Annotated in this window: 13 protein-coding genes and 1 pseudogene; 12 read left to right on the forward strand and 2 right to left on the reverse strand. The window is 47.5% G+C overall.

Annotated elements, in window-relative coordinates; translation table 11 throughout:
* Nucleotides 1-86: 86 nt before the first annotated feature.
* From H525_RS23585 to H525_RS0110130, 5 genes and pseudogenes are all read left to right on the forward strand, one after another.
* Nucleotides 87-896 (forward strand): annotated as a pseudogene (locus tag H525_RS23585) (ABC transporter ATP-binding protein); the annotation flags it as partial.
* Nucleotides 897-939: 43 nt separating this feature from the next.
* Complete coding sequence (locus tag H525_RS0110115; protein ID WP_027416111.1) at nucleotides 940-2580, forward strand: peptide ABC transporter substrate-binding protein; 1641 nt, start codon at nucleotides 940-942, stop codon at nucleotides 2578-2580.
* A gap of 42 nt (nucleotides 2581-2622) precedes the next feature.
* Entirely contained in the window at nucleotides 2623-3732 is a 1110-nt protein-coding gene (locus H525_RS0110120) for a dipeptide epimerase (RefSeq protein ID WP_027416112.1), read from the forward strand.
* A complete protein-coding gene (locus tag H525_RS0110125) occupies nucleotides 3716-4720 on the forward strand; it encodes a C40 family peptidase (RefSeq protein WP_027416113.1) in 1005 nt (334 codons plus the stop codon). Before H525_RS0110120 ends, H525_RS0110125 begins: the two co-directional genes overlap by 17 nt.
* Before the next feature lie 84 nt (nucleotides 4721-4804).
* Complete coding sequence (locus H525_RS0110130) at nucleotides 4805-5569, forward strand: enoyl-CoA hydratase/isomerase family protein (protein ID WP_027416114.1); 765 nt, start codon at nucleotides 4805-4807, stop codon at nucleotides 5567-5569.
* A gap of 165 nt (nucleotides 5570-5734) precedes the next feature.
* On the opposite strand, the gene H525_RS0110135 is transcribed toward H525_RS0110130, so the two are convergent.
* Nucleotides 5735-5971 carry a hypothetical protein gene (locus H525_RS0110135; protein WP_027416115.1) on the reverse strand — a complete coding sequence of 79 codons (237 nt, stop codon included), beginning with the start codon at nucleotides 5969-5971 and terminating at the stop codon, nucleotides 5735-5737.
* 382 nt (nucleotides 5972-6353) lie between these two features.
* Here H525_RS0110135 and H525_RS0110140 point away from each other — a divergent pair, with 382 nt between their 5' ends.
* From H525_RS0110140 to H525_RS0110150, 3 genes are all read left to right on the forward strand, one after another.
* Entirely contained in the window at nucleotides 6354-7298 is a 945-nt protein-coding gene (locus H525_RS0110140; RefSeq protein ID WP_035100622.1) for an NAD(P)H-dependent flavin oxidoreductase, read from the forward strand.
* A gap of 173 nt (nucleotides 7299-7471) precedes the next feature.
* Nucleotides 7472-7687: a hypothetical protein gene (locus H525_RS23590; protein WP_035100614.1), complete on the forward strand. Its 216-nt coding sequence runs from the start codon at nucleotides 7472-7474 to the stop codon at nucleotides 7685-7687.
* Nucleotides 7688-7810: 123 nt separating this feature from the next.
* Entirely contained in the window at nucleotides 7811-8866 is a 1056-nt protein-coding gene (locus tag H525_RS0110150) for an HD-GYP domain-containing protein (protein ID WP_027416117.1), read from the forward strand.
* A 280-nt stretch (nucleotides 8867-9146) separates the two neighbouring features.
* Here the strand turns inward: H525_RS0110150 and H525_RS0110160 are convergent, their stop codons facing one another.
* A complete protein-coding gene (locus H525_RS0110160; protein ID WP_027416118.1) occupies nucleotides 9147-10592 on the reverse strand; it encodes a TerD family protein in 1446 nt (481 codons plus the stop codon).
* Nucleotides 10593-10866: 274 nt separating this feature from the next.
* On the opposite strand from H525_RS0110160, the gene H525_RS0110165 reads away from it, so the two are divergent.
* Genes H525_RS0110165 through H525_RS23595 form a run of 4 tightly spaced genes read left to right on the forward strand, consistent with a single transcriptional unit; the run spans nucleotide 10867 to nucleotide 15382 of the window.
* Nucleotides 10867-11967, forward strand: a complete 1101-nt coding sequence (locus tag H525_RS0110165) for an HpcH/HpaI aldolase/citrate lyase family protein (RefSeq protein ID WP_027416119.1) — start codon at nucleotides 10867-10869, stop codon at nucleotides 11965-11967.
* Nucleotides 11912-13405 (forward strand): phosphoribosyltransferase family protein, encoded by a 1494-nt coding sequence (locus tag H525_RS0110170; protein WP_027416120.1) that lies wholly within the window; start codon nucleotides 11912-11914, stop codon nucleotides 13403-13405. The genes H525_RS0110165 and H525_RS0110170 overlap by 56 nt, the downstream gene beginning before the upstream one ends.
* A 10-nt stretch (nucleotides 13406-13415) precedes the next feature.
* A complete protein-coding gene (locus H525_RS0110175; RefSeq protein WP_027416121.1) occupies nucleotides 13416-14516 on the forward strand; it encodes a cysteine protease StiP family protein in 1101 nt (366 codons plus the stop codon).
* On the forward strand, nucleotides 14516-15382 hold the full coding sequence (locus tag H525_RS23595; protein WP_155837225.1) for an HAD family hydrolase: 867 nt from the start codon (nucleotides 14516-14518) through the stop codon (nucleotides 15380-15382). The genes H525_RS0110175 and H525_RS23595 overlap by 1 nt, the downstream gene beginning before the upstream one ends.
* Nucleotides 15383-15400: the final 18 nt, after the last annotated feature.

Below are 15400 nucleotides of genomic sequence, written 5' to 3' on the forward strand. Positions count from 1 at the left end.
AGTACGCATTAATAAATCACCAACATTATTATTTTTCTTACCTTAATATTACCATAAAATTATATTGCGTTATTTTAACCGTTTAAGTTTTTTTTAAGGGTAGGAATTTGCTTGCTCTGCCGGAAAAAGAGATGCGAAAAGTACGCGGTGCTGAAATTTCGATGATTTTTCAGGATGCGATGACCGCTCTTAATCCTACCATTTCAATCGGCGAACAAATTATAGAAGGGATCATCCGCCACCAGAAGGTGTCAAAGCAGGAGGCGCGAACACAGGCGATTGAAATCCTGCAGCTTGTGGGAATTGCTAATCCGCAAGCCCGCCTCAAGCAGTATCTTTATCAATTCAGCGGTGGAATGAGGCAGCGCATCATGATAGCGATGGGGCTTGTGTGCAGGCCGTCTATTTTAATCGCGGACGAGCCGACGACCGCCCTTGATGTAACAATTCAGGCGCAAATCCTTGATTTGTTTAAGCAGATTCAGAAACAGACCGGCATTTCGATCCTGATGATTACACACGACCTTGGCGTTGTCGCCCATGTTGCCGACCGTGTCCATGTGATGTATGCCGGAAAAATTGTTGAGTCCGGTTTGGTGCGTGACATTTTCTACAACCCGCAGCATCCGTATACGAAAGGCTTGCTTGCGTCGATGCCGCGCCTTTACAGCAGCCGGCACCAGCCGCTTTTGCCTATTGCAGGAACTCCGCCCGATTTATTTGCTCCGCCGAAAGGATGCGCCTTTGCTGCCCGCTGTGCACACGCGCTCGAAGCGTGCCGTGATTATCAGCCGGAAGATACAAAAATAAACGAGCAGCATCACGTTGCCTGCTGGCTTCAGGATCCGCGGGCTAAAAATATTCGATGCCCGGTGAACCAAGCGGCCGATACCTAAGCGATGTATGTACAACCATTATTTATACGAGGGGGAAATTAAGATGAAAAAAGCAGTCTCGATTTTGTTCAGCTTTTTGCTAGTGATGATGCTCCTTATTACCGGGTGTTCATCCAATGAAGCGGCAGGCGGTAAGGAATCAGCCCAGAGTAAAAATCAGGATTCCAAATTTCTGTATTTAAACAACATGAAAGAACCGACATCCCTTGATCCGCCGATTGGTTTTGACCAGGTTTCCTACGATATTTTGAATAATGAGATGGAAGGATTAACCCGCCTCGGGAAAAATCATACGCCGGAAGCGGCTACCGCAGAGAAGTGGGATATATCCAAAGACGGGAAGACGTATACGTTCCATATTCGTCAGAATGCCAAGTGGTCGGACGGCAGCCCGGTAACGGCCGGGGATTTTGCGTATGCGTGGAAACGCCTGCTTGACCCGAAAACCGCTTCACAGGCGGCTCCGCTCGCCTACATCATTGATGGCGGGGAAGCGTATAACACGGGAAAAGGAAGCGCCGATGGGGTTAAGGTCAAAGCAGTGAATGATCAGACTTTGCAAGTCACGCTAGCCAAGCCGCAAAGATACCTTTTGTCGCTCGTTTCCAATCCTGCATTCTTCCCGGTTCCGAAAGCCGTTGCAGAGAAAGATCCGAAATGGGCGGGAGAAGCGAAAACGCTTGTCGCAAATGGACCGTTTAAAATTACGGAATGGGCGCACGATGACCATATCAAAATGGTGAAAAATGAAAACTACTGGGATGCGGCGAACGTGAAAATCGATGGTGTTATATGGAAGATGGTGAATGACTTAAATACCGAATACCAGCTGTACCAGACGGGCGCACTAACCGCAGCGGGGGACGCCGCCGGGCTTCCGGGCGATTTAAGTGACCAATTGTTTGCCAGTGGAAAGGTAAAGGTCGAAGATAATTCCGGTACTTACTTCTTCCGCTTCAATACAAAAATGAAGCCGTTCGATAATGCCGATATCCGCAGGGCGTTCAGCATGGCAATCGACCGCCAAGCGATGGTGGACAAAGTCGTGAAAGGAAAGCAAAAACCTGCCACTGCTTTTGTCGCCTATGGATTAAAGGATGCGGCCGGTAAAGATTTCCGTGAGGCCGGCGGAGACCTTATCAAGTATGATCCGCAGGAGGCAAAGAAATTGCTGCAGAAGGGGATGGCGGAAGAAGGAATCACATCCCTGCCGCCGATTACGCTTACCTATAACAGCAATGACCTGCACCAGAAAATTGCCGAAGCAATGCAGGAAATGTTTAAGGAAAACCTCGGGGCCGATGTTAAGCTGGCCAGCATGGAATGGAAAGTCCTTGTCGCATCCCAGAAGAAGCTCCAACTGCAGTTTTCCCGTTCGTCTTTCCTGGCTGATTTTGCCGATCCGATTAATTTCCTTGACGGCTTCCAGACCGGCAACCCGATGAATCGGACCGGTTGGAGCAGCCCACAGTACGATACATTAATCAAAGAAGCTTATAATCAGCCGGATGAATCGAAACGGTTAACGCTTCTCCACAATGCGGAGAAAATATTGATGGATGAATCCCCCATTCTTCCGCTGTATTTCTACAACAAGGTTTACGTGCAAAGCGATAAAGTTGACGGCATTATAAGGCATCCTGTTGGCTATATAGATTTGAAATGGGCTTCTTTTCGGGAGTGACCAGTCCCCCTTTTTCTAACGTTTTCAATCAGGAGGCATGTTATGAAAATTATCGACATTGAGGTATGGCGCCAATCGATTCCGTTAAAGAAGCCGTTTAAAACTGCTTTGCGTACGGTAAATCACGCAGAATCGGTGATTGTAAAGGTTACGTGTGATAATGGTAAGGTTGGCTGGGGAGAAGCACCCGCGACCGTCGTGATTACAGGCGATAGTCTGGATAGCATTCAGTCGGCTATTCTTTACACAATAAAACCGCAATTAATCGGACAAAACTTGCTTGCTTACGAACGTGTCTTTCATACGCTGCACGAGTCGATGGTCCATAATTCAAGCGCGAAAGCAGCGATCGACATGGCGTTGTATGATCTGATCGCGCAGAACTGCGGCCTCCCGCTTTATCAAATGTTAGGAGGCTACCGGAAAGAAATTGAGACCGATTATACAGTCAGTGTGAACTCGCCGGAAGAAATGAGTGAGGATGCCTTTTTGTATATGAATGAAGGATTCAACGTGCTGAAAATTAAAGTGGGCAAAGACGATATTGAAAAGGATATTGAGCGAATTAAGATGATTCGAAGCCGCATTGGAAATGAGGTGAAAATCAGACTGGATGCCAATCAGGGGTGGCAGCCGAAGGAAGCCATCCGGACGATTCGTAAAATGGAAGACATGGGCCTGGATATTGAACTGGTAGAGCAGCCTGTTGCGTCCGATGATTTGGAGGGGCTTAAGGCAGTGACCGATTCGGTTGACACCCCGATTATGGCTGATGAAAGTATTTTTTCACCGGCGCAGGCGTTTCGGGTACTAAAGAACCGGGCCGCCGATCTTATTAATATCAAGCTGATGAAGGCCGGTGGCATCTACAAGGCGCAAATTATTAATCATATGGCGGAAGAATGCGGCGTACAATGTATGGTGGGCAGCATGATCGAGTCCCGCCTCGGCATCACGGCGGCCGCTCATTTTGCTGCCAGCAAGAAAAACATTACCCGTTTCGACTTTGATGCGCCGCTTATGCTTGTGAAAGACTCTGTGGTTGGTGGGGTTGTGTACGGCGGACGTGTGATCACACTCCCTGATTTGCCGGGGTTAGGCATTGACAATATTGAAAGTGAGGTGGGTACCGCTTATGAGCAGGTTAATTAATCCACATATGATTGCTGTCTCTGTCGCAACGATCTGGACTTCACCCGCATCGCCGCGTGAGATAGATCTTCCTGCCCTGAGGAATCCGGTTCTTGTCCGTGAGTGGCTCAGCTCAATGAGCGTCGAAGACAGGCTGCAGCTCCACGACCGTAACGCTGTGCAGACACAGGCGCTGTATGGAACCCTTGTAGAAGTAGTGGAAGAGCAGGGGGAATGGGTGCAGATTGCAATACCGTCCCAACTATCCGGCAAGGATCGGCTCGGGTACCCGGGCTGGATGCCGAAATGCCAGATTGTGCCGGCAAATGAAACGGATAGCGAAAAAACGGACGACAAACAAATAGGCGGGGCACAAATCGCTGTCGAAGAATCGGCTGTCAAAGAATGGGACGGCAAGGGGAATGAACAGCAAAAAAAGAAAGCGATGATGACAAGTAAAAGTACCTTCCTATATCGAACCCCGGGGGAAAAAGGAATGGAGGTTTTTTTTCTAACGGAGTTGCCTGTGCTCGGCGAGGAGGAAGAATGGGTGAGTGTGGCAACTCCTCACGGTCCGCAGTTGATTCGTACGGAAGACGCGGTGCTGTATAGGACGGATGAAGAGTTGAGACCTGCCGGCGGACAGGACATTGTAGAGACCGGAAAACGGTTTCTCGGGCTTCCGTATCTGTGGGGAGGAATGTCATCCTTGGGATATGACTGTTCCGGATTTGCTTATTCCATGCACCGGGCCCACGGAATTATAATCCCGCGCGATGCCGGTGAGCAGGCGAAATATGGATGGCTTATAGACAAGGAAAACCTTCAACCGGGTGACTTACTGTTTTTTGCTTACGAGAAAGGAAAAGGGGCGATTCACCACGTAGGTATCTACGCTGGTAACGGCATTATGCTGCATTCACCGAAAACAGGAAAATCGATCGAGCTTTTACCGCTGGCGGGGACGGTTTATGAGGAAGAGTACTGCCTCACACGAAGGTACTGGTAAGTGAAATTTTAACATATGGGCTATTAAACTGAAACGAATATTGGTAAAATTAATATAATTCATGTACATAAGGAGGAACACGTTATGTCCCAAGTGTTATGGCAGGCAGATAACGGGATTGGTGTGATTACGATCGATTCTCCGCCCGTTAATGCCCTCAATCAGGAAGTGCTCAGTCAGCTTTCCGATATTGTTGGCAACATTTCTGACGACATTCAAGTTGTCATCATCACGGGTGCCGGCGAAAAAGCCTTTGTAGCCGGTGCCGATATTAAAGAGTTCCCCCAGTTAAAGCAGGAAGCCGGTGAAACCCTCTGCAAAAACGGCCAGTCTGTGTTTCAAAAAATTGCTGACCTTAAGCAGCCGGTAATCGCGGCTGTGAACGGTTTCGCGCTCGGCGGCGGTCTTGAGCTTGCCCTCGCCTGTGATTTTCGCGTCGCTTCCCGCAACGCCCAGTTAGGGCTGCCGGAAGTAAAATTAGGTGTGATTCCGGGGTACGGCGGTACGCAGCGTCTCGCCCGTTTGATTGGCCCGGGAAAAGCCAAGCAGCTCATCTTTTCCGGCGAATTTGTTTCGGCCGAGGAAGCCTACCGCATCGGGTTGGTCGAACAGTTGGCGGAAGGGTCCGCGCTTGAGGAAGCAAAGAAATGGGCACAAACCATTCAAAAACGTTCCCCTCTCGCTGTGCAGGCAACGAAACAGGCCATTGATAAAGGACTGGAACTCGATTTACAAGAGGGATTGAAAATCGAAGCCAGACTGTTCGGGGAAATTTGCCTTACAGAGGACAAAAATGAAGGAGTAGCGGCATTTTTTGAACGGCGGGAGCCTCAGTTTAAAGGAAAGTAATACCGCTCGGCTTGCCTGCTGCAGTCGCAGTTGATAGCATAGATGTCCTTGTGCACCAAGAGATTAAAAAATAAACTGATTTATTGCACCGGTTTTTCCAAAGTTCGAAGACCGGTGCTTTTTGTGTCTTTTCAAGTATACAATGGTTTCCCTGGTTTACCATACCTAATAGCAATACTCGCCCCAGCCATTCTTTACGGTTGTTTTCTCCTTCTGGATATAGATCACGCCTCGTTCTGTTTCACAAATCCAATCCGGACAGATTTCAACTTCATCTACTGGAATGCGGAGAAATGAAGGCTTCTCCAGATAGCCGAAGGATTCTCCGTAGGTGTCCCATAGTATTTGACCGCTTAGCATCATATAAATAGTAGTCTTCTCGTTATTTATCGTCGTCATCATAAGTCCACTCCTTTATCATGCTAAAAGTTACTTTCTGCAGGAATAGTCTATCATTTATAGTTATTGTATTTATTGAAAAAAGCGAAGTAATTAGCTTTACATAAGTGAGTCCAAGGCAATTGTATGGCGAATCTTAGGGTAACCGATTTTGTTGAAATATTCATTCTTTATTATAGCACAACGTAGAAGTAGTAGGGGGATACATTGGTTTCAAAATAGACATAAATTAGCCAGAACGTTCACGATTTAATTTTTCAGTTTACCGAGTTTACAGAATTGCTATGTTATAATGGAGAAGGATTTACTGGGGAGGAATAGCTAGCTTAGAAATATAGTAAGCGGGGGTAATGGTTTGAATATTCCACAATTGCAAATTGCACACATGGTACCACGGGTTCCGATTATACAAGGTGGAATGGGGGTAGCCATCTCGCTAAGCGGACTAGCTGCTGCCGTGGCTAACGCCGGAGGAATTGGAATTATATCTGGAACAGGCATTTCTATTGACGAAATGATAGCTCATATACGTAGAGCACGTGAAATGACAAATGGCAAAGGGTACATAGGGGTAAACGTTTTATTTGCTATGAATGATTTTGCTGAGAAAATTAAGGCGGCCATGCAGGAAAAAGTTGATTTTATTATTTCGGGCGCCGGTTTTTCCCGGGATATGTATGCCTGGGGAAGAGAATACGGTATACCAGTTATTTCCATTGTATCTTCGGCCAAGCTGGCGAAGCTCGCTGAGCGTTTAGGCGCCTCCGCTGTTGTAGTCGAGGGGTTTGAAGCGGGAGGTCATTTAGGGACAGACCGACCTTTATTTGATATTCTTCCCGAAGTTATTGAAGCGGTTACCATTCCTGTCGTTGCGGCCGGGGGAATCCTTACAGGTAAAGACGTATCTTTAGCTATTCGGATGGGAGCAGTAGGCGTACAGATGGGAACACGTTTTGTGGCAAGCGAGGAATGCGATGCACCGCTTTCCTTTAAACAAAAATACGTGGATTGCCAGGAGGGCGATACCGTACTCGTGAAGACAACAGTTGGGCTGCAAGGACGTGCCATTCGAAACAACTTTACAAAAGTAATCGAAGGAGATAAAAAACGTAAAATAGAAAAATGTCATGACTGTTTGAAAAACTGTTCTTACCGTTTCTGTACTTTAGAGTCTCTTTTGATGTCGGTGAATGGTGACGTGGAAAACGGTCTTGTATTCGCAGGTTCCCGGGTAGCTGAAATTAAAGAAATTCTTCCTGTTCAGGTGATTATAAATACAATTATGGATGAATATTATGCCGCCGGCATTGCTGCAGAGCAGGCGTTTTAAAAAGCAAGAGTCCTGGCTGTATGAATACTTTCCACTATAGCAACATAAGTATTTGTACTTATGTATATCGTTTAAATAAGTAAAACTTACAGACTAACGTTCTATATGACTTGTCCGCCATCACCGGTATAATAAAAGAAAATGCGTGTCGAACCGTGAGAGGGGATGATAGGGTGGAACTTAATCAGAGTAAAACGATGAGCCGTCTCAATGATGACATGGATAATCAGAAGTCTGTATACAGAAAAATAAGAGAATACCTGGCAGCCAACCCTCGCGCGAACGCTATGCAGATTGCCAATGGTACGGGTATTTCCATCTACAAAATTACGCAATGTGTCAGAGAAGGGGCGCTGATCGCCCGGGATGACAGAAACGATTTGAAATAAATAGCGATTTAAAAATCCGGTCTACTAAGAGGAGCGGATTTTTTTGTAAGGAAAAGGTTCATAAAATAGAATGCTTATTCGTGAAAGATAGAAGGAATCAGGTTTTGGTAAGGGAGAGGAAGTATGCGTCATATTTCAATTGATAACGTAGAATCAGGGCAGGTTCTTGGAAAAAGTATTTACACGAGTGATGGCAGAACACTGCTGAACGCGAATGTATTACTCACACCGATGATGATTACCCAACTGCGCCGAATCGGTGTAACCATGCTGTATATTCAAGACAAGCAATTTGAAGATGTTGTCATTGAAGACATTGTGTCTGAGGAAACCAGACGGGAAGCGATCTCTTGTTTTTCAGATTCCATACAGAGTATCCAGGAAGGCAAGAGCGTAGATGTAAAAAAAGTCACGAAGACGATTACCAACATTGTCGATGAAATCTTGCGAAATAAAAATATTTTGGTGCATTTAACGGATATACGAACAAAAGACAACGAGGTATTTATCCATTCGCTAAACGTGTGCATGATGTCGGTCATTATTGGCGTCAATATGGGATACAGCGTGGAAAAGCTCAAAGACCTGGCCCTTGGTGCGTTATTTCACGATATAGGAAAAGTAGTAAAGGGTACGGAACCGCTGCCAAAAGGTGCCGAAACCAAAGAGAAGGAGCACCATTCGTGGATTGGGTTTAATGTGCTGCGGAAAAAGCATGAGTTCAATCTGGCCATCGCTCATGTTGCACTCCAGCATCATGAGCATATAGATGGTACAGGGCAGCCGCGAGGGCTAAAAAAAGAAGAAATTCATGAATATGCTAAGATTGTAGCGGTAGCCAACTATTATGATAGTCTCATTTCGCCGTTTTCTTCCGAACCAACCTATTTGCCGTATGAAGCCAGTGAATTTATCATGGGCTTGACCAATACGCTATTTGACCACGAGGTCACCATTCAATTTTTACGTTCAATTGCGTTGTACCCGACAGGAACGTCTGTCAGATTAAGCTCCGGAAAAGTTGGCGTAGTCGTCGGCCAGCACAAAGGTCTCCCCGCACGCCCGATTGTTCGGCTCATCAAACAGCATGCGAATGCGCGATATTACGAAGACCCGGAAGTGAACGAAGTCGATTTAGCGAAGATGACAACGGTTTTTATTAAAGAAGTTTATAATTAAATGCCTATTAAGCAAAAACGACCTTCTTGTATCCAAGATGGTCGTTTTTATCTTAGGCCGTTTGTTTAACTAGCTTTTCCCATTACGCAAAGTAGTAGTAGCTTCCCTTTGTGAGCCTTGGCCCTCCCTCGATTTCACTAAAAGGTAGTTCGCTCCCATTCTTTATGTTGAAGGCTGATTTTGCTTGTATATTCATAGCTTCATAAAACCTCCCAAAGTATCTTATGCGTGTATGAAAGGATACTTCCTTATACCTCAACAAATCAATGGTAGGACGTTCTTACTCCAAAAACTCCGCCGGATTGAGATAAAGCTCACGGCAGATTTCACTGACGGCCTGCTTTTCCTGTGGATCGAAGTTGCCGTCCGCCATTCCAATCGCACAGCAGAGGCGGACAATCAGGCGGGCGGCTTCCGGTTTGCCTTTCATTTTTCCCACAGCCCGCAGCGCTTCCGCCTTCGCCAGCATCGGGTCAGACTGGAAGTTCCCGGTGAAATGATTAAAGCGGGAGATAACTTGATTAATATCAAAAACGCGCAGCTCTTCACTTTGTTGAATAAAGTCAATCATTTTTTGCTTCTCCGCCTGGCTGACCGTACCATCGGCGGCAGCAACCACCGCACAGCCTGCTACAACAGAATCGAGTAAATCTTGTCCTTTATAACGGTTTAGCATTTCTTTGGCACGTTGTTTTTGCTCATTTACCCATTTCATGTAATCCGTTGTTTCCGTTGACCATTTATTACCGCAGCGTGTGCAGGAAAACTCCAATTTTTTACTTCCAATAAATCCACCCAGAAGTCCGATCGGCCCGAAAATAATTGTACCAACGGCCGCTTTCCCGAATCCGAACCCTTTCTTGCCGCTTACAATTTGCGTGGAATGGCAGCGTGGGCAGCGCATCATATCATTACTGTACGAGCCGTTATACGAACCTTCATGATAGGCACCTGCACCACCGACATAACTTCCTCCTGCAGTAGACGGGCTGTTGAAAGGCTGGCTATATGGCTGTGAGACTGGTGAAGGCGACTGCCATTGTGTTGTAGCGGAAGGTGAGGGAGGTTGCCAGGTAGTTGATGGTGTTGGTGTCGACGGCTGCTTCCAGGAAGTGGAGGTGGGTGCTGTCGACGGGGACGGAGACTCCGCCACTTCAAGCCCGAAGTTGCGGCACAGGGCGGCGAGTCCTCCCTGAAATCCGCTCCCAACCGCACTGAACTTCCATTCTCCTTTATAGCGGTACAATTCGGCTGCCACGATCGCTGTCTCTACTGAAAACTGCTGCCCCAGATTATAGCGTATTAGTTCCTCACCGTTCTCCTGATTGAAAATACGGACGTAGGAATTAGCCACCTGGCCAAAGTTTTGCCCGCGCTGGGCGGCTTCATGAATGGTTATCGTAAAGGAGATTTTTTCAATGTGGGATGGTACGTTATGTAAATCGATGGTGATTTGCTCATCATCGCCGGAACCCATCCCGTTTCGGCTGTCGCCGCTGTGAACAACCGCCCCACCGGCTCCCCTTGGATTATTATAAAAAATGAAATCAGCGTCATTCTGCACTTTCCCCGATGCGCCGACCAAAAAAGCGGATGCGTCTAAGTCAAAAGGTGCCCCGCCCGCAAATCTGCTTGCATCCCACCCGAGTCCGACAATAATGATTTTCAGGTTCGGGTTGGTTTTCGTCAAGTCCACTTTTTGCCCTTTGCTTAATTGAACTGCCACAATGTATCCACCTTTCCTCTATACCATGATGAGTACTTTTTTCTTCTGACATACAATACGTTTCAACATGCAAGGGAGTTTCATAAACGGCTTATTTGTTTTAAACTGCCATTCCCTCCCATTTTACCAGAGTTTCCATTGCTTGCAAAAACATTCTGTTGTCTAGCAGGAATTTGCCTGTTTTCTGCATAAATAAAGAAACATGACAATAACAGGAAAAGGAGGGGAAGGGCATCGATTATTCCTGAAAGAGGAAGGAATAAACGCTCGTCACATGAAATATTTCAGCTATTTATCGCGCACGGAATTACAAGAGGTGTTTTTTTCCTGTCCCGGCTTATTTAATAGAAATAGCGAAAAAGAGATTTTAACGTATGCGGTAGGTGCCCTTCTCTATATGCCTGCTACGCGTGCGAAAAACATGTTTGATATCATCTCCCGAAAATATGAAGAAGCCCTGTCTATCGGGCTCTGTCTGGAAGACGCGATCGGTGACGGTGAGGTAATCGAGGCAGAGAGAATACTTCTTTCCCAATTTGAACAGCTTACCAGAGCTATTGTTAAAGGGAAAATCCAGCAGCAGGACATCCCGCTCTTATTTATCCGCGTTCGTTCCCCCGAGCAGATGACCAGCCTTGCCAGCCGGATGGGCCCTTCCGCCCTCAGTCTTGTAACAGGCTTTCTTTTCCCGAAGTTTTCCCGCGAGAATGGCGCGGCTTATCTTGCGGCATTGGAAAAAATGAATGTTGCCTCGCTGTTTCCCATCTATGGGATGCCGATTCTGGAAACACCGGATGTGATGTATAAAGAAACCCGGCTTGCTGCGCTTTTACATCTAAAGCAGCTGCTGGATTCCAGCAAGGATTTCATTTTAAATGTGCGGATCGGTGCGACCGACTTCTCCGGGCTGTACGGGCTGCGACGAAGCAATGAGATGACGGTCTACGACATAGCTGTCATCCGCGATTGCATAGCGGACATTGTCAATGTATTCGCGCGTGAAGGAGGCTACACGGTTTCGGGGCCGGTATGGGAGTATTTCACCCGCGGGTCGGAGGGCCTTATACGTGAAATTATGCTGGATAAGGCAAACGGGCTGATTGGCAAAACCGTCATTCATCCGAGCCAGTTGGCTCCTGTCCAGGCGTGTTACGTTGTCAGTCACGAAGAATACAGCGACGCCCGCAGCATTATGGATGGATACAACAGCGGCTGCGGGGTCACGAAAAGTCCGTATGAAAACAAAATGAACGAAATGAAGCCGCACATACACTGGGCAAAAAAAGTGCTGCTTCGATCAAAAGTATACGGGGTGTTCCATGAAGGGAAAAACTATTCCAGTTTGCTTGCCGGAAAAGTATACGTATCACATTGAAGGCGGGATAGATGTTTGCGTCCAAATCGAGGACAATCCTTATAACATTCCGCTTGAGGAATTATTTGCGATGGCGGCGCGCAGAAATAAGAAGCGAAATTTCTTGTTTGTCAGCAAAATACTGGGAAAGCACATCCCGGTCGATCCGTATGTGCCGCTGCTTGCCGGAGCGGTACTCGCAGCGAGGTATATTGAAATCGTTTATCAAACGGGAGCTGAGCGTGCACGGAAACTGGTACAAGCTCTGCGTAATCCCGAACAGCGGCCGCTTGCGTATGCCCGACTGCGCCAAATGCCGCTGGAATTACCGCGGGATATTGTCGTTGTTGGGTTTGCTGAAACAGCCACCGCACTTGGTTCCGCGGTGTTCGACTCTTTTGCCGGGCGGGCCCGCTACCTTCACACGACCCGTGAGAGCATAAACGAGATCGTGCCGGAATTTACATTCGAAGAAGAACATTCCCATGCCACATCCCACCGATGTTATACGTTAGACGGGAAGTTTTTCGCCGGCAGCGAACCGGTTGTGCTCGTTGATGATGAAATAACAACCGGAAAAACCGCATTAAATATTATAGCGGAACTTCAGCACCGCTATCCGCGTAAAGAGTACGTTCTTGCCTCTTTGCTGGACTGGCGTGCAGAGGAGGATCGGCTGCGTTTTCGCGAGATGGAGAAAAAGCTTGGGATTCGGATTCGGTGCGTATCTCTCGTTTCAGGTAGGATAGCGGTCCGTCATACAGCAACCCTGGAAAGGCCGGAATGGCTCGAAAACCCTGAACGGTTGGAGAAACCGGAAAACCGGGAAATACGGTTGGAAGTAATAAATCAGGCATTGGTAGTGAAGGCCAATCGCTTCACCAAAACGGCGATAAAGGATAAGAAAAGTATCGCGACGTATCTGCTCTCTCTCGGTGAAAGTCTTCCTTTTTCCTCATCTGATACCGCAGGGAATCGTAATTCCGCCCTTTATTTGCGGACAAGCGGCCGCTTTGGCATGACAAGCTCAGAAGCACGCGAAATAGATAAGGATATTGAAAAAGTGGCTTTTTTCTTGCGGGGAACGAGAAAAGGAAAGCGTACCCTTTGCATGGGTACAGGGGAATTCATGTTCATCCCTATGCGTATTGCGGCCCTCATGGGGGAAGGGATCAGCTACCAGTCGACGACCCGAAGCCCGATTTATCAGTCTGCCCGGGAAGGGTATGCGATACAGAATGCTTTTTCTTATTCCAGCCCTGATGATCCTGCCATCACCAACTATTTTTACAATGTGCGGCCGGGAATGTACGATGAACTTTATCTTTTTGTTGAGCGGGAATCGGAAGCCGGTCGGATGGAGCCTTTGCTTGATCAATTGCGTTCACTTGGCATTCCCAGGTTGTCGCTTGTCATATTCAACGGGAAAGGGGGAGGAGTGCTTGAAAACAACGGTTGATTATCCGGTGATGACCCGGCCCGAGCCAATTGGCAGCTATTCGCCCGAAGACGTTGTTTTTCTCTTAAAGGATATTAGCCAAAGCATGGGTGAGAGCGGGACGGAAGAGCGGGAGAAAGCGATACAGGCAGGCATTCACTATTCTGAAATGCTTCCGCAGGAATATAAGCCTAGCGATGAATATATGCGTATTTTCCACAGTTCACTGCATGATTCGGCCGAGAAGCTTGCGGTTGCAGTCGGGGTGGTCGCCGAGCGGATTATCGAGAACAAAGGGCAAAATCTTGTGCTTGTTTCCCTGGCGCGTGCGGGAACCCCCATCGGGATTTTGATTAAACGTTATTTAGAGTATGCATATAACTTGTGGCTACCGCACTACAGCATATCAATCATTCGCGGAAAAGGCATCGATGAGCATGCGATTCGGTACATCCTGCAGCAGCATCCGGGACAAAGTCTGCAGTTCATTGACGGGTGGACAGGAAAGGGAGCAATTACGAAAGAACTTCAGGCAGCGTGTGACAGTTTCGCCGGGAAATATAGCGTCCATCTGCCGGGCGAACCGGCGGTTGTGGCCGATCCCGGTCATTGTGTCAGCCTGTATGGAACGAGGGAAGATTTTTTAATCCCCAGCGCCTGCCTTAACTCTACTGTTTCCGGGCTCGTGAGCCGCACCGTGCACAGAGATGATGTGGTGGGTGAATTCGATTATCACGGCGCAAAATTTTATACTGAATTAAAAGAAGAAGATGTTTCGTATTTATTTATTGAAACCATTGCTGGTCTTTATCCGTATATCATAGAGAAGGTCCAGCAAAAGAAGCGAAACGATGTCTCCACTCCGCCAGCATGGAAAGGGATGAGAGAAGTAGCGGAGATTGCCCGGCGCTTTTCCATTGACAGTATGCACCGAATCAAACCGGGCGTTGGTGAGACAACCCGGGTGCTTCTCCGGCGGGTACCATGGAAGATTCTCATTCATCCCGCGTACCGGGAAAATCTGAAGCACGTTTTATTGCTTGCGGAAGATCGGGGCGTGCCGGTTGAAGTCTACCCGGATATGTCTTATTCCTGCTGCGGGCTCATTAAGAGAATGGGGAGAGAAGATTGATGTTGTTTGCGAGTGATTTGGACCAAACGCTCATTTACTCAAGAAAATCGTTTCGACTGCCGGCGAAGGGGCAGATCTCGCCGATTGAAATCCGACTGGTTGAGAGCAAGCAGGAGAAGGAAATTTCTTTTATAACAAACAAGGCTATCGAACAGTTAAAGGAGCTTTCTCAGTGCCTTACTTTTGTGCCTGTTACGACGCGGACCGTGGAGCAGTACCGTCGAATCTCGCTTTTTGAGGAAGAGATTCGCCCTGTCTACGCGATTACGAGCAACGGGGGGACCGTGCTGCAAAATAATAGGGTGGATGAGGAATGGCAGCTACTCATTAAGGGAAAACTGCAAAATGGATGCCTGTCGCTTGATGATATCGTAACGCGTTTGAGTGAACTTGAGCACCCTGAATGGCTTTTCTCGCGGCGAACAGCGGATGGTTTGTTTATTTATTGTATCGTGGAAGAACAGCGTCTTCCGAAGAGCGAACTTGATGCATTCGGGGGATGGTTAAACGAAAACGGCTGGCAGCTATTTGTTCACGGGCGTAAGCTGTACCTTATCCCCACTGTCGTTAACAAATGGGATGCCGTGGAGTATGTACGGGAACGAACCGGTATCGATGTTGTGGCGGCGGCGGGGGATTCTTTGATGGATCTCTGTATGCTGCGTTATGCGGACTTTGCGGTGAGTCCTTCACACGGTGAGATTTATGAGACAGGTGCGGCAAGTGGCGATGGAATGAATATTATCTTTACGTCCGCGTCCGGTATCCTCGCTGCCGAAGAAATTCTCACCGCTGTCAAAGCTTTCGGTGAAAACTATGACGATGCAGCAAAACTTGCTATTTTCGACAACATCAGCAGGAAGTAATACTTATTACAAAGAAAT

The organism is Aneurinibacillus terranovensis DSM 18919 (assembly GCF_000430625.1).
GTDB lineage: Bacteria > Bacillota > Bacilli > Aneurinibacillales > Aneurinibacillaceae > Aneurinibacillus_B > Aneurinibacillus_B terranovensis.